The sequence below is a fragment of the Amycolatopsis sp. FDAARGOS 1241 genome (assembly GCF_016889705.1).
Taxonomy (GTDB): domain Bacteria; phylum Actinomycetota; class Actinomycetes; order Mycobacteriales; family Pseudonocardiaceae; genus Amycolatopsis.
The window spans coordinates 2994300-3014523 of the sequence record NZ_CP069526.1 but is presented as its reverse complement, the minus strand read 5'-3'; the positions used below and the strand labels follow the sequence as shown (position 1 = coordinate 3014523).

General features: G+C 68.0%; 14 protein-coding genes and 3 rRNA genes. 1 reads left to right on the top strand and 16 read right to left on the bottom strand.

The window, feature by feature from the left end; translation table 11 throughout:
• The 3 genes from I6J71_RS14880 to I6J71_RS14870 are packed head-to-tail and all read right to left on the bottom strand — an operon-like array spanning position 1 to position 1742.
• Complete coding sequence (locus I6J71_RS14880; protein WP_239154825.1) at positions 1-207, bottom strand: hypothetical protein; 207 nt, start codon at positions 205-207, stop codon at positions 1-3.
• Between the two features lie 16 nt (positions 208-223).
• Entirely contained in the window at positions 224-1210 is a 987-nt protein-coding gene (locus I6J71_RS14875) for an HAD-IIA family hydrolase (RefSeq protein WP_204095250.1), read from the bottom strand.
• A complete protein-coding gene (locus I6J71_RS14870; RefSeq protein ID WP_239154822.1) occupies positions 1203-1742 on the bottom strand; it encodes a tetratricopeptide repeat protein in 540 nt (179 codons plus the stop codon). The genes I6J71_RS14875 and I6J71_RS14870 overlap by 8 nt, the downstream gene beginning before the upstream one ends.
• On the opposite strand from I6J71_RS14870, the gene I6J71_RS14865 reads away from it, so the two are divergent.
• A complete protein-coding gene (locus I6J71_RS14865; RefSeq protein ID WP_239154820.1) occupies positions 1707-4331 on the top strand; it encodes a hypothetical protein in 2625 nt (874 codons plus the stop codon). The genes I6J71_RS14870 and I6J71_RS14865 overlap by 36 nt on opposite strands.
• A gap of 207 nt (positions 4332-4538) precedes the next feature.
• Here I6J71_RS14865 and rrf read toward each other — a convergent pair.
• From rrf to argC, 13 genes are all read right to left on the bottom strand, one after another.
• A 5S ribosomal RNA gene (rrf, locus tag I6J71_RS14860) occupies positions 4539-4655 on the bottom strand.
• A gap of 81 nt (positions 4656-4736) precedes the next feature.
• A 23S ribosomal RNA gene (locus tag I6J71_RS14855) occupies positions 4737-7849 on the bottom strand.
• A gap of 324 nt (positions 7850-8173) precedes the next feature.
• Positions 8174-9693 (bottom strand): 16S ribosomal RNA (locus I6J71_RS14850).
• The 16S, 23S and 5S rRNA genes sit together here, the layout of an rRNA operon.
• A 354-nt stretch (positions 9694-10047) precedes the next feature.
• Positions 10048-11316 (bottom strand): tyrosine--tRNA ligase, encoded by a 1269-nt coding sequence (tyrS, locus tag I6J71_RS14845; RefSeq protein ID WP_204095248.1) that lies wholly within the window; start codon positions 11314-11316, stop codon positions 10048-10050.
• Between the two features lie 32 nt (positions 11317-11348).
• Entirely contained in the window at positions 11349-11978 is a 630-nt protein-coding gene (locus I6J71_RS14840) for a DNA-3-methyladenine glycosylase (RefSeq protein ID WP_204095247.1), read from the bottom strand.
• Between the two features lie 84 nt (positions 11979-12062).
• Positions 12063-13478, bottom strand: coding sequence for an argininosuccinate lyase (gene argH, locus I6J71_RS14835; RefSeq protein WP_204095246.1), 1416 nt, complete (start codon positions 13476-13478; stop codon positions 12063-12065).
• Between the two features lie 25 nt (positions 13479-13503).
• Complete coding sequence (locus I6J71_RS14830; protein ID WP_204095245.1) at positions 13504-14466, bottom strand: argininosuccinate synthase domain-containing protein; 963 nt, start codon at positions 14464-14466, stop codon at positions 13504-13506.
• Positions 14463-14960, bottom strand: coding sequence for an arginine repressor (locus I6J71_RS14825; RefSeq protein WP_204095244.1), 498 nt, complete (start codon positions 14958-14960; stop codon positions 14463-14465). Before I6J71_RS14825 ends, I6J71_RS14830 begins: the two co-directional genes overlap by 4 nt.
• Positions 14957-15883: an ornithine carbamoyltransferase gene (gene argF / locus I6J71_RS14820; protein WP_204095243.1), complete on the bottom strand. Its 927-nt coding sequence runs from the start codon at positions 15881-15883 to the stop codon at positions 14957-14959. Before argF ends, I6J71_RS14825 begins: the two co-directional genes overlap by 4 nt.
• Positions 15883-17088, bottom strand: coding sequence for an acetylornithine transaminase (locus tag I6J71_RS14815; RefSeq protein ID WP_204095242.1), 1206 nt, complete (start codon positions 17086-17088; stop codon positions 15883-15885). Before I6J71_RS14815 ends, argF begins: the two co-directional genes overlap by 1 nt.
• The gene (gene argB / locus I6J71_RS14810; protein ID WP_204095241.1) at positions 17085-18008 is read right to left on the bottom strand and encodes an acetylglutamate kinase; all 924 of its coding nucleotides are present in this window, start codon (positions 18006-18008) and stop codon (positions 17085-17087) included. Before argB ends, I6J71_RS14815 begins: the two co-directional genes overlap by 4 nt.
• On the bottom strand, positions 18005-19165 hold the full coding sequence (gene argJ, locus I6J71_RS14805) for a bifunctional glutamate N-acetyltransferase/amino-acid acetyltransferase ArgJ (RefSeq protein ID WP_204095240.1): 1161 nt from the start codon (positions 19163-19165) through the stop codon (positions 18005-18007). The genes argB and argJ overlap by 4 nt, the downstream gene beginning before the upstream one ends.
• The gene (gene argC, locus I6J71_RS14800; RefSeq protein ID WP_204095239.1) at positions 19162-20190 is read right to left on the bottom strand and encodes an N-acetyl-gamma-glutamyl-phosphate reductase; all 1029 of its coding nucleotides are present in this window, start codon (positions 20188-20190) and stop codon (positions 19162-19164) included. Before argC ends, argJ begins: the two co-directional genes overlap by 4 nt.
• Between the last annotated feature and the right edge of the window lie 34 nt (positions 20191-20224).

The window sequence follows — 20224 nt, the reverse complement described above, 5'->3', positions numbered from 1 at the left end:
TCAGACCCTGTCGATGCTGGACAGGGCCACGGTGAGCTCGGTGTGCACGGCCTCGAACCGGTCGACGTGCTCGGCGAGCGGCACCGAGTTCAGGTCGTCCAGGCCCGCCACGGCTTCGTCGATCCCCGCGCGGGAATCGGTCTGCTGCGGGCCGGGACCGGGTACCGGCGGAGGGCCCGGCACGGGCCGCGGGGCGTTCGGGTGCACGGTCCCAAACTACCAGTCAGGCCAGGCCGAGCCCGGTCAGCGCCGCCCCGGCCGCGTCGCCGTCCGCGCGCACCTCGGTCACACCCGTCTCCCACGCCGCGTGGCACAGCGCGCGGAGCAGGTCGAGCGCGGCGCCGTCCCCGCGGACGGTCAGCGCGGCGCCCGGGGTGATCTCCCAGCCGGGCCGCGGACCGATCTTCAGCTCGTCGGCGCGCTGGGTGAGTGCCGTCAAGTCGGCGGCGAGGTGCGTGGGGCGTTCGGCGGGGATGGCGTGCACGAGGTCCTTCGCCGTCGAGACGCCGGAGAGCACCGCGAGCACGTCGACGCCCGCCGCGACGGCGCCGGCGATGTCGGTGTCCAGCCGGTCGCCCACGACCAGCGGACGGCTTGATTCCGCCGACCGCGCGGCCGTCTGGAACAGCAGCGGCTGCGGCTTCCCGGCGACGACCGGCTCCGTGTCGGTGGCCGACCGCAGCGCGTTGACCATGGAGCCGTTGCCGGGCAGCAGGCCGCGTTCGGTCGGCAGCGTGGCGTCGACGTTGCAGGCGACCCACAGCGCCCCCGCGCGGATGGCGAGGCACGCCTCGGCGAGGTCGGCCCACGCCGTGTCCGGCGAGTGCCCCTGCACGACGGCGGCCACGCCGGGACCGGTCTTGCGCGTGGTCGTGAGGCCCTGCGCGATCACCTCAGCAGCCAGCGAATCCGTGCCGACGATCAGCACCTGCGCGTCGGCGGACAACCGTTCTCCGAGCACCGAGGCAGCAGCCTGGGCGCTCGTGTGCACCTCGCCGGCCTCGGCCGTGAGCCCGAGCCCGCGCAGGTGCGCCACGACATCCACCGGCGCCTTCGAGGCGTTGTTCGTGACGTACCGGACGGCCGCCCCGTGCTCCCGCACCGCCGCGACCGCCTCCGGCGCTCCCGGGATGACCTGCGAGCCGTGGTAGACGGTGCCGTCGAGGTCGAACAGGACGGCGTCGTAGGCCGCCACGAGCGCGTCACTCATCCGCGAGCTCCGCGGCCCGCTCGGCGGCGTCGGTCTCGTCGTCGTTGTCGGCTTCCGCCGCGTTCAGGAACCAGCGCACGGCCTCGTCCTTACGCCCGGCGGCGGCCAGGTTGTCGGCGTACGCGTAGAACAGCCGCGCGCTCCACGGGTCCCGCTTCGACGGCACGAGGTCCGGGCCCTGCAGCGACACCACCGAAGCGTCCACCTGCCCGAGATCCCGCCGTGCCCCCGCAGCGACGATCGCCAGCTCCACCTGCGTCGCCTTCGACAGCCGGTGCTTGTCGGCTTCCTTCGCCAGGTCCAGCGCCCGCTCCGGACGGCCCAGCGCGCGCTCGGCGTCCGCGATGATGGCGAGGTGCTCGTCGCTGCGAGTCATCCGCCGAACGGCCCGCAGCTCCGACAGCGCTTCCTGCCAGTTGCCGGCGTGGTAGGCCGTCAGCCCGAGCGCCTCCCGCACGATCGGCACCCGCGAGGCCTTCGTCTTGGCGTACTTGGCGTGCTCCAGCGCCGCCTCCGGGTCGACATCGATCAACCCACCCGCGGCGACCAGGTGCTTCCCGACGGTCTCCGCCAGGCCCTTCGGCAAGGTCCGCAGCTCCCGGCGGACCTCTTCGTCGAGATCGGAGTACTCCACGCCCTCCGGCAGCTCTGGCGCTTCGAGCAGCTCGCGGGCCAGCGCCGCGTCGTCCAGCTCCTCACCGCCGGCGCGGGTGCGCTTGCCCCACAGGGGTCGCTCGTCACGGTTGTCACGCCAGCCACGGCTGTCACGGCTGTCACGGCTGTCACGGCTGTCACGGCGCGGACGATCGCGCTCGTCGCGGTGGGACCGCTCGCCGCCGTCGCGGTCGTCGCGACGGGACCGCTCGCTCCGGCTGCGACCGTCGCTGCCGGACCGGTCGCGGCTGTCACGTCCCTCGCCATCGCGCGAGAACCGCTCCCCACCGTCACGAGCGTCACGGGGGGACCGCTCGTCGCTGTCGCGAGTACCACGAGCGGACCGCTCGCCACCGTCATGACCGTCGCGGGCGGACCCGTCGTCACCGTCTCGGCTGTCGCGGTGGGACCGCTCGCCACCATCGCGGTCGTCGCCATCGGACCGCTCGCCGGCGTCGACGGCGTTGTCGACGTCCTGGGCGTCGCTGCGGGACCGGTCGCGAGCGTCGCGGGAGGCCCCTGCGAACCCGTCGCCGGCGTCGGTCACGTCGTCGCGAGCGGACCGGTCGGCCTCGTTCGTCTCGTCATCGCGAGAGGACCGCTCGTTCGCAGCCTCGTCGTCCGAGGGCCGGTCGCCGGTGCCGGTGGAGCGTTCCTGGTCGCCGGAGCGAGTGGGCCGCTCGCCGATTTCGAGATCAGCGCTGCCCTCTTCCGCAGCGTCCGCTTCCACGGTGTTGGCCGTGAAGCGGTCGTCGGCGCCGGCGCCGGCGATGGCGAAGTCGTCGTCGCGGGTGGTGCCGCCGGGGACGAGCGCGTCGTCGTCGGTGAGGTCGAAGTCCTCCGAGCCGAAGCCCCGCGTGTCGGCCCGCTCGTCGCGTGCGCGGTCGAAGTCCCGGCGCGGCCCGGCATCCGCGGAATCGCGACGGCCACGGAAACCACCGCGGTCGCGCCGGTTCTCGTCGCGGTTCCAGGACCCGCGATCGCGCTGACTGCCTTCGCGGCGATCGGAACCGCGGGAACCGCCACGGTCATCACGACGGTCCCCGCGGAACCCACCACGATCATCCTTGCGGAAGCCCGATCCCGGGCCACGGTCGTCCTTGCGGAAGCCACCGCTCGAGCCGCGGTCATTGCGGAAGCCGCCGTCGCGGTCGGTCCGGCTACCGCCGCCATCGCGGTCGCGGTCGCCGCCCTTGTCCCGGTCGCCACGGTAACCACCGTCTCGGTAGCCGCCCTTTTCTCGATCGCTGCGGAAGCCACCATCGCGGTAGCCGACCTTGTCGCGATCGTGCCGGAAACCGCCACCGTCGCGGTCGCGGTAACCACTCTTGTCACGATCGTTGCGGTAACCGCCGCCATCGCGATCGCGGTAACCACTCTTGTCACGATCGTTGCGGTAACCGCCGCCATCGCGATCGCGGTAACCACTCTTGTCACGATCGTTGCGGTAACCGCCGCCATCGCGGTCGCGGTAACCACTCTTGTCACGATCGTTGCGGTAACCGCCGCCATCGCGATCGCGGTAACCACTCTTGTCACGATCGTTGCGGCTACCGCCACCGTCACGATCCCGGTAGCCGCCCCTATCGCGATCAGCGCGGAAGCCGCCTTCTCGGTCGCGGAAGCCGGGCTTGTCCCGGTCGCTGCGGAAGCCGGTGCGGTTGTCGCGGTTGTCGGCGGAACCAGCGCGGTGCGCGCCGTCGGAGCGGAAGCCCCGGTTGTCGCGGTTGCCACCGCGGTCGTCCCGGTCGTTGCGGTAGCCACTGCTGCCGCCGCGGTAGCCGCCGGAGCCGCGGTCGTCCCGGAAGCCGCCGCGGCCGCCCTTGTCGTCGCGGAAGCTGCCGGCGGGGGTGCGATCCTTGCGGAAGCCGGTGTTGCCACCGTCGCGGTCGTTGCGGAAGCCGCCGCCACGGTTGTCGCGGTAGCCGCTTCGCGAGTCGCGCGAGCCACGGTCGTCCCGGTCGTTGCGGAACCCGGAATTGCCGCGGTCGCTGCGGAAGCCGCCGGAGCCGCGGTCCTCGCGGTCGCGGTTGTCACGCGGACCGCCCGGGCGGTTGTCGCGGTATCCGCCGCCGGAGTTGCGGTCGTTGCGGAAGCCGCCGCCGTCGCGGTCGTTGCGGTAGCCGCCACGAGAGCCGGCGGAGTCGCGGTCTTCCCAGCGGTGGCCGGAGGCCGACTTGCCCTGGGGTCGACCGCCGGAGCGGTTGTCGAAGCCGGCGCTGGGGCGGTCGTCGCGCTTGCCGGCGAAGCCGCCGCGCTGGCCGCCGTCGTTGTCCCGCGACGGGCGGTTCTGGTATCCGCCGCCCCGCACGCCGCGGTCGTCGCGGCGGGGACGTCCCTGGTAGCCGCCGTCGCGTCCGCCGCGGTCCTGTCGCGCGCCGCGCCGGTCTTCCCGGGGCGCGTCCGACCGGTTGCCGCGGGAGCCGTGGTCGCGGCGAGCCGACCGGCCGGACCCATCATCCTCTGAGTCACGTCGACCGAACTCGGACACCTGGCCTCCTGCCATCGCTGAACACTCTGAAAATCTCACTGGCCCCACCGGGGCCGACTGACCATCCTACGGGGCCGTTCGAAGCACCCCGCGCGCGCGTCCGTGCTCGAACGGAGAACCGCGCACAGCAAGTGGGCCCCGGGAGAACTCGAGGTTCTCTACCGGGGCCCACTGCTGAGTAACGTTCGGCGGCGTCCTACTCTCCCACAACCCTTCGGTTGCAGTACCATCGGCGCTACCAGGCTTAGCTTCCGGGTTCGGAATGGGACCGGGCGTTTCCCTGGCGCTATAACCACCGAAACACTACGAAACAACACACACCATGTTTGTTTCCACACGGTGTGGTGTTTCAGAGCTGTAGAGTGGATGCGTAACATCTTCGTGGGCAAGTCCTCGGCCTATTAGTACCAGTCAACTCAACAACACATTACTGTGCTTCCATCTCTGGCCTATCAACCCAATCGTCTCTTGGGGGCCTTAACCCACAACGGGGTGGGATACCTCATCTTGGAACAGGCTTCCCGCTTAGATGCCTTCAGCGGTTATCCCTTCCGAACGTGGCCAACCAGCCATGCCCCTGGCGGAACAACTGGCACACCAGAGGTTCGTCCGTCCCGGTCCTCTCGTACTAGGGACAGCCTTCCTCAAGTATCCTACGCGCGCGGCGGATAGGGACCGAACTGTCTCACGACGTTCTAAACCCAGCTCGCGTGCCGCTTTAATGGGCGAACAGCCCAACCCTTGGGACCTACTCCGGCCCCAGGATGCGACGAGCCGACATCGAGGTGCCAAACCATGCCGTCGATATGGACTCTTGGGCAAGATCAGCCTGTTATCCCCGGGGTACCTTTTATCCGTTGAGCGACACCCCTTCCACCAGGAGGTGCCGGATCACTAGTCCCGACTTTCGTCCCTGCTCGACATGTCTGTCTCACAGTCAAGCTCCCTTGTGCACTTGCACTCAACACCTGATTGCCAACCAGGCTGAGGGAACCTTTGGGCGCCTCCGTTACCCTTTAGGAGGCAACCGCCCCAGTTAAACTACCCATCAGGCACTGTCCCTGAACCAGATCATGGCCCGAGGTTCAGATTCCCAATTCGACCAGAGTGGTATTTCAACAACGACTCCACAGCAACTAGCGTCACCGCTTCACAGTCTCCCACCTATCCTACACAAACCGAACCGAAAACCAATACCAAACTATAGTAAAGGTCCCGGGGTCTTTCCGTCCTGCCGCGCGTAACGAGCATCTTTACTCGTAGTGCAATTTCGCCGGGCCTGTGGTTGAGACAGCCGGAAAGTCGTTACGCCATTCGTGCAGGTCGGAACTTACCCGACAAGGAATTTCGCTACCTTAGGATGGTTATAGTTACCACCGCCGTTTACTGGCGCTTAAATTCTCAGCTTCGCGCCGAAGCGCTAACCGGTCCTCTTAACGTTCCAGCACCGGGCAGGCGTCAGTCCATATACATCGTCTTGCGACTTCGCATGGACCTGTGTTTTTAGTAAACAGTCGCTTTCCGCTGGTCTCTGCGGCCACCCACCCCTAGCCCGCGAAGGACTTCAAGGTGTTTGGCCCCCCTTCTCCCGAAGTTACGGGGGCATTTTGCCGAGTTCCTTAACCACAGTTCACCCGATCGCCTCAGTATTCTCTACCTGACCACCTGTGTTGGTTTGGGGTACGGGCCGTGCATGCACTCACTAGAGGCTTTTCTCGGCAGCATAGGATCACCCTCTTCGCCTCAAACGGCTACGCATCACGTCTCAGCCCATTGCCATGCGGATTTACCTACATGACGGCCTACACGCTTACACCAGGACAACCATCGCCTGGCGGAGCTACCTTCCTGCGTCACCCCATCGCTTGACTACTACAACATCAGATCCCACGCTCCACACGACATATCCGTCCGAAGACTTCCACGCCGGCTTCGGGTGGTTAGTATCAACTGCCTCGTCATGGGCGCACATGCTCGGGTACGGGAATATCAACCCGTTGTCCATCGACTACGCCTGTCGGCCTCGCCTTAGGTCCCGACTTACCCTGGGCGGATTAGCCTGGCCCAGGAACCCTTGGTCATCCGGCGGCAGAGTTTCTCACTCTGCATTCGCTACTCATGCCTGCATTCTCACTCCCACACCCTCCACGACTCGCTCACACGGCCGCTTCCCTGGATGCAGGACGCTCCCCTACCCATCCACACCACTACACAATCCCCCGAAGGAGAAAGCGGATGTATTGTGTGAATGACACAGCTTCGGCGGTGTGCTTAAGCCCCGCTACATTGTCGGCGCAGGACCACTTGACCAGTGAGCTATTACGCACTCTTTCAAGGGTGGCTGCTTCTAAGCCAACCTCCTGGTTGTCTGGGCAATCCCACATCCTTTCCCACTGAGCACACACTTAGGGGCCTTAGCTGGTGTTCTGGGCTGTTTCCCTCTCGACGACGAAGCTTATCCCCCGCCGTCTCACTGCCACGCTCTCACACTACGGTATTCGGAGTTTGGTTGATTTCGGTAACCCGGTAAGGCCCCTAGACCATCCAGTAGCTCTACCCCCGCAGAGAAACACGTGACGCTGCACCTAAATGCATTTCGGGGAGAACCAGCTATCACGGAGTTTGATTGGCCTTTCACCCCTACCCACAGCTCATCCCCCAGGTTTTCAACCCTGGTGGGTTCGGGCCTCCACGACGTCTTACCGACGCTTCACCCTGGCCATGGGTAGATCACTCCGCTTCGGGTCTAGACCACGCGACTACGACGCCCTATTCAGACTCGCTTTCGCTACGGCTACCCCACACGGGTTAACCTCGCCACGCAGCACTAACTCGCAGGCTCATTCTTCAAAAGGCACGCCATCACCCAAAGGCTCTGACGGCTTGTAGGCACACGGTTTCAGGTACTCTTTCACTCCCCTCCCGGGGTACTTTTCATCTTTCCCTCACGGTACTCGTCCGCTATCGGTCTCCAGGAAGTATTTAGGCTTACCGGGTGGTCCCGGCAGATTCACAGCAAATTCCACGAGCTCGCTGCTACTCGGGAACACCACCAAGACCTACAACAGCAGTTTTCGCGTACGGGACTCTCACCCACTCCGGTCGCCCATCCCAAGACGTTCCACTAACCACTGCGTACATCCGAAGAAATGTCAGTCTCTTCAAGGTGGGTCCCACAACACCGCACGCACAACGCCTGACAGCTTGACATACGCACGGTTTAGCCTCATCCGCTTTCGCTCGCCACTACTCACGGAATCACGGTTGTTTTCTCTTCCTACGGGTACTGAGATGTTTCACTTCCCCGCGTTCCCTCCACACCGGCTATATATTCACCGGCAGGTAACACCACATCACTGGTGCTGGGTTTCCCCATTCGGAAATCCTCGGATCACAGCTCGGTTGACAGCTCCCCGAGGCATATCGCAGCCTCCCACGTCCTTCATCGGCTCCTGAAGCCAAGACATCCACCATGTGCCCTTAACAACTTGACCACAAAGATGCTCGCATCCACTCTACAGTTCTCAAACACCACACCAGAAACACACACGTTCCCAAGGCGCTCAGCCCCTCGGCGTGTTGCCTCAGGACCCAACAGCGTGCCAGCCAACAACCCGCCCTCCAGACACCGGCCACGGTTTCCACGATCGCCAGGCGATCAGTACTCACGCAGGCATTGCCTACCAGAACAAGCCTTAACCAGTAGTTCCACAATTCCTTGAGCAACCAGAGCAGACCTGCATTCGAGGTCTAAGCCCCAGCCACTCCACACTCTCAACCCGGATATCCCGGGAGCGTGGATGTGTTGTGCTCCTTAGAAAGGAGGTGATCCAGCCGCACCTTCCGGTACGGCTACCTTGTTACGACTTCGTCCCAATCGCCAGTCCCACCTTCGACCACTCCCTCCCTCACGGGTTGGGCCATGGGCTTCGGGTGTTACCGACTTTCATGACGTGACGGGCGGTGTGTACAAGGCCCGGGAACGTATTCACCGCAGCGTTGCTGATCTGCGATTACTAGCGACTCCGACTTCACGCAGTCGAGTTGCAGACTGCGATCCGAACTGAGACCGGCTTTAAGGGATTCGCTCCACCTCGCGGTATCGCAGCCCTCTGTACCAGCCATTGTAGCATGTGTGAAGCCCTGGACATAAGGGGCATGATGACTTGACGTCATCCCCACCTTCCTCCGAGTTGACCCCGGCAGTCTCCCACGAGTCCCCGCCATCACGCGCTGGCAACGTAGGATAAGGGTTGCGCTCGTTGCGGGACTTAACCCAACATCTCACGACACGAGCTGACGACAGCCATGCACCACCTGTACACCAACCACAAGGGAAGCCCCATCTCTGGGGATGTCTGGCGCATGTCAAGCCCAGGTAAGGTTCTTCGCGTTGCATCGAATTAATCCACATGCTCCGCCGCTTGTGCGGGCCCCCGTCAATTCCTTTGAGTTTTAGCCTTGCGGCCGTACTCCCCAGGCGGGGCGCTTAATGCGTTAGCTACGGCACGGACAACGTGGAATGTCGCCCACACCTAGCGCCCAACGTTTACAGCGTGGACTACCAGGGTATCTAATCCTGTTCGCTCCCCACGCTTTCGCTCCTCAGCGTCAGTATCGGCCCAGAGACCCGCCTTCGCCACCGGTGTTCCTCCTGATATCTGCGCATTTCACCGCTACACCAGGAATTCCAGTCTCCCCTACCGAACTCAAGTCTGCCCGTATCGACCGCACGCTCCACGTTAAGCGTGGAGATTTCACGGCCGACGCGACAAACCGCCTACGAGCTCTTTACGCCCAATAATTCCGGACAACGCTCGCACCCTACGTATTACCGCGGCTGCTGGCACGTAGTTAGCCGGTGCTTCTTATCCAGGTACCGTCACTTGCGCTTCGTCCCTGGCGAAAGAGGTTTACAACCCGAAGGCCGTCATCCCTCACGCGGCGTCGCTGCATCAGGCTTGCGCCCATTGTGCAATATTCCCCACTGCTGCCTCCCGTAGGAGTCTGGGCCGTGTCTCAGTCCCAGTGTGGCCGGTCACCCTCTCAGGCCGGCTACCCGTCGTCGCCTTGGTAGGCCATTACCCCACCAACAAGCTGATAGGCCGCGGGTTCATCCTGCACCGCCAGAACTTTCAACCCCACCAGATGCCTGATGAAGTGATATCCGGTATTAGACCCCGTTTCCAAGGCTTATCCCAGAGTGCAGGGCAGATTACCCACGTGTTACTCACCCGTTCGCCACTCATCCACCACCGAAGTAGCTTCAGCGTTCGACTTGCATGTGTTAAGCACGCCGCCAGCGTTCGTCCTGAGCCAGGATCAAACTCTCCAACAATGAACAGTCCGATCGATGACTACATCAATCAATCTCAAAGGAAACCCCGACGAGGGGGTTTCAATATAAGCTCTACTGGCTTAGTTCACTAGCACACTGTTGAGTTCTCAAGCAACACACCTCAGTCAAACCCGTGCCCTTCAGGGCCGACCTCAACCGAACGGTCATTCCTAGCAGTTTGTGGTGGGACACCCACTCAATCGCCTGAGGCGAGAGCTTGGTTCGTGTCCCGGTGGCCGCCCGGTTTCCCTGGCGACTTGAAGAACTTTACACGCCCCGGAACGGCCCGAAACAGGGGGGTCCCTTAACCGCGTTCCCGCAGCTCAGAGCCCTGTTCCGGGCCACCCGGCGCGATCAGCCGCCGAGGCTGACGCCGGCGACGTTGCGCTTGCCCTTGCGGACCACGAGCCAGCGGCCGTGGAGCGCGTCGGACGCGGCCGGCTTCCACTCCTCGTCGGCGATCTTCACGTTGTTCACGTACGCGCCGCCCTCCTTCACGGTGCGGCGCGCGGCGCCCTTGCTGTCCACCAATCCCCCGGCGACCAGCAGGTCGACGATCGTCGACCCGTCGGTGGCGTGCCCGGTCGGCACCTCGGCCATCGCTGCGTCGAGCGTCTTCGCGTCGAGCTCGCCCAGCTCGCCCCGGCCGAACAGCGCCTGGCTGGCCGCGATGACCTGTTTCGTCTGGTCCTCGCCGTGAACGAGGTTCGTGAACTCCTCCGCGAGCCGCTTCTGCGCCGAACGCAGGTGCGGCCGCTGCTCGGTGTCCTCGGCGAGCGCGTCGATCTCCTCCCGGGTGAGGAAGGTGAACATGCGCAGGTAGCGGAGGACGTCGGCGTCCCCGACGTTCACGAAGTACTGGTACCAGGCGTACGGCGAGGTCATCTCCGGGTCGAGCCACAGGTTCCCGCCGCCGGTGGACTTGCCGAACTTGCGGCCCTCCGCGTCGGTGACCAGTGGCGCGGTGAGCGCGTGCGCCGCGCCGCTGTCGACCCGCCGGATCAGGTCGACCCCGCCCACGAGGTTGCCCCACTGGTCCGAGCCGCCGACCTGCAGCTTGCAGCCGTACTGCCGGTAGAGCTGCAGGTAGTCCTGCGACTGCAGCAGCAGGTAGCTGAACTCGGTGTAGGACATGCCGTCGGACTCGAGCCGGCGCTTCACCGTCTCCCGGTTCAGCATCACGTTCACCGAGAAGTGCTTGCCCACGTCGCGCAGGAACTCCAGCACGTTCTGCTTTCCGGTCCAGTTGAGGTTGTTCTCCACGATCGCGCCGGTCGGCGAGTCGTCGAACTCCACGAACCGCTCGAGCTGCCCGCGGATGCGCCCGGCCCACTCCGCGACGACGTCGAGGGTGTTGAGCGTGCGCTCCCCGGTGTCGCGCGGGTCCCCGATCATGCCCGTCGCGCCGCCCGCCAGCACGATCGGCCGGTGGCCGGCGCGCTGGAAGCGCTTGAGCATCAGCAACGGGACGAGGTTGCCGGCGTGCAGGCTGGGCGCGGTCGGATCGAAGCCGCAATAGAGGGTGAGGGGCCCCTGGTCGAGTTCTCGCCGCAGCGCGTCGATGTCGGTGGACTGCGCGATCAGGCCGCGCCAGGACAGCTCGTCAAGGATGTGCTCACTCACACCTGTAGATCCTCCCGCACCAGGTCAACCGACTAACCCGCGGGTCGCACCTGCCGCCGTTTGCCGCCGCGACGGTAGGTGGACACGGCGGGCGAGCCGTCGATCCAGAACCGCCACGGGGTGTCCATCGCCATCGCGACACCGACGCGCGGACCGCTGCGGATCTGCTCCGTCGGCACCCGCTCACCCGTGCGCAGGCGGACGGGTGAGGACGGATCGGTGAGGTCGACGCCGTTCTCCGCCCGGTCGATGCCCAGCACGGAAGTGAGGATCGCGGGTCCCTTGGCCAGTTCGCCGTTCCCGCGGGCGCGGGGGCGCCGGGCGCGCACGATGTCGGCCCCCTGCACCACTTCCCCGGCGCGCAGCAGCACCGCGCCCGGCTGGCCGTCTTCCGTACCGACGATGTTGGCGCAGAAGTGCATGCCGTAGACGAAGTACACGTACAGGTGACCGGCTGGTCCCCACATCACTGCGTTGCGCGGGGTCTTGCCGCGGTAGCAGTGCGACGCCGGGTCGTCGAGACCGCGGTAGGCCTCCACCTCGACAAGCCGGACCCCCACGGTGCCGTCGGGCGCGTCGGCTTCGAGCACCGCACCGAGCAACAGGTGCGCCAGGTCGACCGGATCCAGTGCCAGTTCCTCGCGCCGGAACAACCGGTCCACGCGTGCTCCCCTCGTTCCGCCCCAGCCTAACCGGGCGGCCGGCACAGGCCGGGGAGGTGGACCTCCCCGGCCTCGCTCACGGTGCTACTTGAGCCACTGGCGCACGCTCGTCACGCGCTCGACCAGCCGGTCGAGCTGCTCGGCGACGCGTTCGGGCGCCGTGCCGCCGCGGGCGTTGCGCGAACGCACCGAGCCCTCGACGGTGAGTACCTCGCGCACGCCCGGCGTGAGCGCCGGGTTGATGGCCCTGAACTCTTCGTCGGTCAGCTCGTCGAGCCCCACGCCGCGGCCCTCGGCCACGCGGACGCTCTCCCCCGCGGCCTCGTGCGCCACGCGGAACGGCACACCCTGGCGCACCAGCCACTCCGCGATGTCCGTGGCGAGCGTGAACCCGGCCGGGGCCAGTTCGGCGAGCCGATCGGTGTGGAACGTGAGTGTCGAGAGCATCCCCGCGATCGCCGGGAACAGGAGTTCCAGCTGCTCGACCGAGTCGAACACCGGCTCCTTGTCCTCCTGAAGGTCGCGGTTGTAGGCGAGTGGCTGCGCCTTCAGCGTCGCCAGCAGGCCGGTGAGGTTGCCGATCAGCCGGCCCGCCTTGCCGCGCGTGAGCTCGGCGACATCGGGGTTCTTCTTCTGCGGCATGATCGAGCTGCCGGTCGCCCACGCGTCGTCGATGGTCACGTAGCCGAACTCGGCGGTGTTCCAGATGATCACCTCTTCGGCGATCCGCGACAGGTTCACCGCGAGCATCGCGACGGAGAAGGCGAATTCGGCGACGAAGTCGCGCGAAGCCGTGCCGTCGATGGAGTTCTCGACGCTGCGGTCGAAGCCCAGCTCCGTGGCCACGGCGTCCGGGTCGAGGCCGAGCGACGAGCCCGCCAGCGCACCCGAACCGTACGGCGATTCGGCGGTGCGGGCGTCCCAGTCGCGCAGGCGGGAGACATCGCGCAGCAGGGCCTGGCCGTGGGCCAGCAGGTGGTGTGCGAGCAGCACGGGCTGGGCGTGCTGCAGGTGCGTGCGGCCGGGCAGGATCACCTCGGGGTGGCGCTGCGCCTGCGACACGAGCGCGTCGACGACGTCGAGCGTCCCCGCGACGACACGGCGCGCCGCGTCGCGCAGCCACATGCGGAACAGCGTCGCCACCTGGTCGTTGCGCGACCGGCCCGCGCGCAGCTTGCCGCCGAGCTCCTGGCCGGCGCGTTCGAGCAGGCCGCGCTCCAGCGCGGTGTGCACGTCCTCGTCGGCCACGGTCGGGATGAACGCGCCGGACGCGACGTCGGCCGCCAGCACGTCGAGTGCCTCGAGCATGCCGGCGAGCTCCTCGTCCGTGAGCAGCCCCGCCTTGCGCAGCACCCGCGCGTGGGCGCGCGAGCCGGCGATGTCGTAGGGCGCCAGGCGCCAGTCGAAGTGGGTCGAGGCGCTCAGCGCCGCCATCGCCTCGGCCGGTCCGCTGGCGAACCGGCCGCCCCACAGCTGCACCGGCTGGTCTTTGCCGCTCACGTTCTGCCTTTCTCGTTCCGGCGTCTCAGGACGCGCGGTGGTTCGGGTGATCCGGGTGTTCCCGCCCGGTCAGGGGACGGTACCGCCGGCCGACGGGACGCAGGTGCCGGGCGGGCCCGGCCTCGCCGCGCCGGCCCGTCACGACGGCCGCGCCGCCGTGGAACACCATGCGGACGTCGCCGCACACGTGTTCCTGCGCGTGGCGCACGAACGCGTCCAGCGGTTCGCGCAGCGGCGAAGCCCAGAGACCGTCGTGGACGAGCTCCGTCCAGCGGCGGTCCACGGACTGCTTGAAGCGCGCGAGGTCGGCGTCGAGCGTCAAGTTCTCCAGCTCCCGGTGCGCGGTGATCAGCGCCCACGCACCCGGGGCCTCGTAGACCTCACGCCCGTCGGTGGCCAGGTCGAAACGGCCGACACCGTGGGCGCCCGCGCGGTGCCCCAGCCGCAGGACGGCCTCGGCGACGCTCACCGTCTCGCCGTCGACGGCCACCGGGACGCCCCGGTCGAAGGTGACGACGACCTCGTCCGGCGCGTCGATGTTGGCCGCGACGTCCTCGGTGTAGGAGTAGACGGGCCGGTGCCACGGGTCCGCGTCCGCGGTGTCGACGGCCCGGCCCCACAGCGTGCGGTCGGGTGACAGCAAGCCGCGGGTCTCCCTCGGCCGGTGGACTTCGGCACCGTCCGCGATCAGCGCCAGGTGCTTCTCGATCAGCGGCCGCGCCAGCGAACCGACGAGCGGGTACCGGTCGAACAGCACCGCGTTGGCCTGCAGCGCGGGCAGGCAGTGCTCGTCCGCGAACTCGGTCCGCGCGTCGACCACGATCGCCTCCGCCGCACCGCAGCCCAGAGCTCGTTCGCGCAGTGCGGCGAAGTCCACGTCGCCCGCGCCGAGGTCGACGGAGACCGCGACCACGTCGGCCTCCCGTGCGCGCCGGGTGATCGCCGCCGAGCCGGCGGGCCCGCCCGCGTAGGCGACGACGACCGTCACGGCTCCTCCTCGCCCGAGCCCCGGGCGAGCGCGGTGAACCGGTCGGCCAAGTCCTTGCCGCTCAACGGTTCCCGGGCGATCACCGCGACCGTGTCGTCGCCGGCGATGGAGCCGACGACCTCTTCGAGAGCGGCGCGGTCGATGGCGCTGGCGAGGAACTGGGCCGCGCCGGGCGGGGTCCGCAGCACCGTGAGGTTGCCCGACGCGTCGGCCGACACCAGCAGTTCCGCGAGCAACCGGGACAGGCGCGACGTACCGCCCTGCACCCCGCGCACAGGGCTGCCGTCCTCGGGGATCACGTACACCGGGGCCCCCGAGTCGGCGCCGCGCAGCTTCACGGCGCCGAGCTCGTCGAGGTCGCGCGACAGGGTCGCCTGCGTGACCTCGATCCCCTCCGCGGCGAGCAGCTTGGCCAGCTCGGTCTGGCTGCGGATGGCCATCGTGGACACCAGCTCGGTGATGCGGGCCTGCCGCCCGACCCGGCTGCCGGTCATCGCCCGCTCTGCTCGAAGAGCCAGACGAGCAGTGCCTTCTGCGCGTGCAGGCGGTTCTCGGCCTCGTCCCACACCGCGCTGGCTGGGCCGTCGAGCACCTCGTCGGTGATCTCCCAGCCGCGGTGGGCGGGCAGGCAGTGCAGCACAACGGCCTCGTCGGCGGCGCGCTTGAGCAGTTCGGCGTTCACCTGCAGCGCCCGGAACGGGCCGACGCGGTCGCGCCCGTCGTTCTCCTGGCCCATCGACGTCCACGTGTCGGTGACCAGCACGTCCGCGCCGGCCACGGCGTCGTACGGATCGGTCACGACCACCGCGCTGCCACCCGTCTCGGTGCCGCGGTGCTTCGCGTCGAGCATCACCTGCTGGTCGGGCTGGAAGCCTTCCGGCGAGACGACGCGCACGTGCATGCCCGCGGTGACGCCGCCGAGCAGCAGCGAGTGGGCCATGTTGTTGGCCCCGTCGCCGAGGTACACGAGCGTGAGCCCGGCGAGCTTGCCCTTGCGTTCGCGGATGGTCATCAGATCGGTGAGGACCTGACACGGGTGGAACTCGTCGGTGAGCGCGTTGACGATCGGCACCGACGCGACCGACGCCATGGCGTCGATGCGCTTCTGCGCGAAGGTCCGCCACACGACGGCGTCGACATAGCGCGACAGCACGCGCGAGGTGTCTTCGATGGTCTCCTCGCGGCCCAGCTGCATCGATCGGCCGTCGACGATCACCGGGTGCCCGCCGAGCTGGCTGATGCCGACCTCGAACGAGAACCGCGTACGGGTGGAGTTCTTCTCGAAGATCGCCGCGACCGTTTTGCCCGCCAGCGTCTTGGTGCCGAGCGGGTCGGCCTTGAGCCGGTCGGCGAGGTCCAGGAGCGCGGCCTGCTCGGCGGGGCTGACGTCGTCGTCGCGGAGGAAGTGGCGAGGCATCAGTTCGGATCCTTCGTGGTGGTGGAGTCGAGCGCGGCCGGAAGGGCGGAGACGAAGCCGCGGGCCTGGTCGGCCTCGAGCACGAGCGGCGGGGCGAGCCGGATGGTGTCGGGCGCGACCGGGTTGACGAGGTACCCGGCGTCCTGCGCGCTCTTCGCGACAGCGGCCGACACGTTGTCGCGCAGCGTGATGCCGAGCAGCAGGCCCGCGCCGCGGACACCGGTGACGAGCGGGTGTCCCAGCGCCTCGACACCGGCGGCGATGTCCTTGCCCAGCGACGAGACGTGGTCGAGCAGGTTGTCGCGCGCGATGGTGCGCAGCACCGCGAGCCCGGCCGCGCAGCACACCGGGTTGCCGCCGAACGTCGTGCCGTGCTGCCCCGGCTTCATCAGCTCACCCGCCTCGCCGACACCGATCACCGCGCCGATGGGCAGCCCGCCGCCGAGTCCTTTAGCGAGAGTGATGACGTCGGGGACGACGCCCGTCTGCTGGAAGGCGAACCAGGTACCGAGCCGGCCGACGCCGGTCTGCACCTCGTCGAGCACGAACAGGGTGCCCGTCGCCTTGGTGATCTCGCGCGCCGCCTGCAGGTAGCCGTCGGGCGCGGGGATCACGCCGGCCTCGCCGAGCACCGGTTCGAGGAACACCGCGGCGGTGTCGGTGTCCACAGCCGCGCGCAGCGCTTCGACGTCGCCGTAGGGCACGTGCGTGATGCCGGGGACCAGCGGCGCGAACGGCTCGCGCTTGCCGGGCTGCCCGGTCAACGACAGCGAGCCCATCGTGCGGCCGTGGAACGCCTTCTCGGTGGCCACGATCTTGGTGCGGCCGGTCAGGCGGCTGATCTTCAGCGCGGCCTCGTTGGCCTCGGCGCCGGAGTTGACGAACAGCACCTTGCCGTGCCCGGTCAGGCCGGCGACGTCGAGCAGCAGCTCGGCGAGCTCGAGCGCGACCGGGTTCACGTACAGGTTGGACGTGTGGCCGAGCGTCGCGATCTGCTCGGAGACGGCGCGCACGACCTCGGGGTGGGCGTGGCCGAGCGCGTTCACGGCGATGCCGCCGACGAGGTCGAGGTACTCGGTGCCGTCGGCGTCCCACACCTTCGCGCCCTCACCACGCACCAGGGTGAGCCCGGGGGTGCCGTAGTTGTCCATCAGGGCCGACTGCCAGTGCTGCCGGCCCGCCTCGTTCGAGGTGGGGATGGTCACGCGAGCTCCGTTTCTTCCGGGAAAACCATGGTTCCGATGCCGCGGGAGGTGAAGACCTCGAGGAGCACGGAGTGGGCGAGGCGGCCGTCGATCACGTGGGCGCGGCGCACGCCGCCGCGGACCGCGCGCACGCAGGCCTCCATCTTCGGGATCATGCCGCTGGCCAGGCCCGGCAGCAGCTTCTCGAGGCGGTCGACCTGGATGCGGTCGATCAGCGACGAGCGGTCCGGCCAGTTGGCGTAGAGGCCTTCGACGTCGGTGAGCACCACGAGCTTCTCCGCGTCCAGCGCCGCCGCGAGCGCGCCCGCGGCCGTGTCGGCGTTGACGTTGTGCACCACGCCGTCGACGTCGGGGGCGACCGTCGACACCACGGGGATGCGGCCGGCGTTCACGATGTCGAGCACCGCGTCGGGGTTCACCGCGGTGACTTCGCCGACGAGGCCGATGTCGACCTGCTCACCGTCCACAGTGGCCTGCTTGCGCTCGGCGGTGAACAGGCGTGCGTCCTCGCCCGAGATGCCGACCGCGTACGGGCCGTGCGCGTTGATCAGGCCGACGAGTTCCCGGCTGACCTGCCCGACCAGCACCATGCGGACGATGTCCATCGTCTCCGGCGTGGTCACCCGGAGGCCGCCCTTGAACTCGCCCTCGACGCCGAGGCGGGTGAGCATCGCGGTGATCTGCGGGCCCCCGCCGTGGACAACCACGGGGTGCAGGCCTGCCAGGCGCAGGAACACCATGTCCTGCGCGAACGCCGCCTTGAGGGTGTCGTCGATCATCGCGTTGCCGCCGTACTTCACCACCACGGTGGCACCGTGGAAGCGCTGCAGCCACGGCAGCGCCTCGATCAGGACTCCGGCCTTCTCGGCCGCCGTCGCGAGCCGCTCGTCCGCGGAAATCAGATCCTCCGTGCCGGTCATGAGGAGTAGGCGCTGTTCTCTTCGACGTAAGCGTGGGACAGGTCGGTGGTGTAGACCGTGGCGGTGCCGTCGCCGAGGCCCAGGTCCACGACGAGGTCGATCGCGCGGCCGGACAGGTCGGCCGCCGTGCGGTCCTCGCCGGTCGTGCCGGCGGCGAACAGGGTGACGCCGTTGATCGTGATCGACAGCTTGTCCGGCTCGACGCGCGCGGCCGAGCGGCCGGTGGCCATGGCGATGCGGCCCCAGTTGGGGTCGGAGCCGAAGAACGCGGTCTTCACGAGGTTGTCCTCGGCGATCGTGCGCGCGACGATCACCGCGTCGGCCTCCGACGCCGCCCCCTTCACCGTGACGTCGACGTCCTTGGTCGCGCCCTCGGAGTCGGCGCGCAGCTGGAGCACGAGGTCGTGGGCGACGGCGGTGAGCACTTCGGTGAGCTCGGCCTCCGTCGGCTCGGCGCCGCTGGCACCGGACGCGAGGACGAGCACCGTGTCGTTGGTGGACGTGCCGCCGTCGACGTCGAGCCGGTCGTAGGTGACGCGCGTGGCCGCGCGCAGGGCGCGGTCGAGCGTTTCCTTGTCCACCATGGCGTCCGTGGTCAGGACCGACAGCATCGTGGCGAGGTCCGGCGCGAGCATGCCCGCGCCCTTGGCGAACCCCCCGACGCTCCAGCCGGTGTCGTGCCTGGCAAACGCTTGCTTCGGTTTCGTGTCGGTGGTCATCACGCCCGTGGCGGCGGCGAGGCTCGCTTCCGGACTCGCGTCGAGCGCCTTGGCCGCACTGTCCACACCGGACAGCACGGCGGCCATCGGCAGCCGCTCGCCGATCAGCCCGGTGGAGCACACGGCGACCTCGATCGCGCCGACGGCCAGCACCTCGGCGACCTTCTCGGCGGTCGCGTGCGTGTCCTGGAACCCGCCGGGCCCGGTCGCCGCGTTGGCGCCGCCCGAGTTGAGGACGACAGCCTTGAGCTTCTGCTGCTTCAGCACTTCCTGCGACCACAGCACGGGCGCGGCCTTCACGGCGTTGCGCGTGAAGACACCCGCGGCGACGTCGAGCGGGCCGTCGTTCACGACGAGCGTGAGGTCCAGCGCGCCGGAGGCCTTGATGCCGGCGGCGACGCCGGCGGCGCGGAACCCCTTCGGTCCGGTGACGGTCACGGGGCCACTCCCACGGTGGAAAGTCCGGTGGCCTCGGGAAAACCGAGCGCCAGGTTCATCGACTGGACCGCACCGCCCGCGGTGCCCTTGGTGAGGTTGTCGATCGCGGTGACGACCACGAGACGGCCCGCGTCGGCGTCGACCCCGACCTGCAGCTGCACGTTGTTCGAACCGACGACGGCGGCGGTCGCCGGCCACTGTCCGGTGGGCAGGACCTGCACGAACGGCTCTGCGTCATAGGCCTTCTCGTAGACCTCACGCACCGCCGCCTCGTCGACGTCGCCGACCACCTGCGCGCTCGCGGTGGTGAGGATCCCGCGTGGCATCGGCGCGAGGACCGGGGTGAACGACACCTTCACCGGCGTGCCCGCCACAGCGGACAGGTTCTGCGCGAACTCCGGCGTGTGCCGGTGTGCGCCCGCGACCCCGTACGGGCTGGCGTTGCCCATGACCTCCGACGCGAGCAGGTTCGGCTTGAGGCTCTTGCCCGCCCCGGACGTGCCGGTGACGGACACGACGGTGACGTTGGGCTCGACCAGGCCCGCGGCCAGCGCCGGCGCGAGGGCCAGCGAACCGCCCGTCGGGAAGCACCCGGGGACGGCGACGCGCTTGGTGCCGACGAGCTTCTCGCGCGCGCCGGGCAGCTCGGGCAAGCCGTAGGGCCACTGGCCGGCGTGCTCGCCGCCGTACCAGCGCTGCCAGTCGGCGGCGTCGGCGAGCCGGTGGTCCGCAGCGAGGTCCACCACGAGCACGTCCGGGCCCAGCTGCGCCGCGATCTCGGCCGAATGGCCGTGGGGCAGCGCGAGGAACACGACATCGTGACCCGCCAGCGTCTCCGCCGTGGTCTCGGCGAGCACGCGGTCGGCCAGCGGCGCGAGGTGCGGGTGGAGCGCGCCCAGCTTCGTCCCCGCGCTGCTCGCCGCCGTCAGCGCGCCGATCTCGACTTCGGGATGGGTCAGCAACAGGCGCAGCAGTTCGCCGCCCCCGTACCCGCTTGCTCCGGCCACCGCGATCTTCACCGTCATACGCATGATTATGCACGACGGTGCAAGCTCAAAC

Excerpts from the sequence above, each read along its gene's own strand:
- I6J71_RS14875 (WP_204095250.1), bottom strand. The coding sequence starts at position 1,210 with ATGAGTGACGCGCTCGTGGCGGCCTACGACGCCGTCCTGTTCGACCTC.
- I6J71_RS14825 (WP_204095244.1), bottom strand. The coding sequence starts at position 14,960 with ATGACCGGCAGCCGGGTCGGGCGGCAGGCCCGCATCACCGAGCTGGTG.
- argF (WP_204095243.1), bottom strand. The coding sequence starts at position 15,883 with ATGCCTCGCCACTTCCTCCGCGACGACGACGTCAGCCCCGCCGAGCAG.
- argB (WP_204095241.1), bottom strand. The coding sequence starts at position 18,008 with ATGACCGGCACGGAGGATCTGATTTCCGCGGACGAGCGGCTCGCGACG.
- argC (WP_204095239.1), bottom strand. The coding sequence starts at position 20,190 with ATGACGGTGAAGATCGCGGTGGCCGGAGCAAGCGGGTACGGGGGCGGC.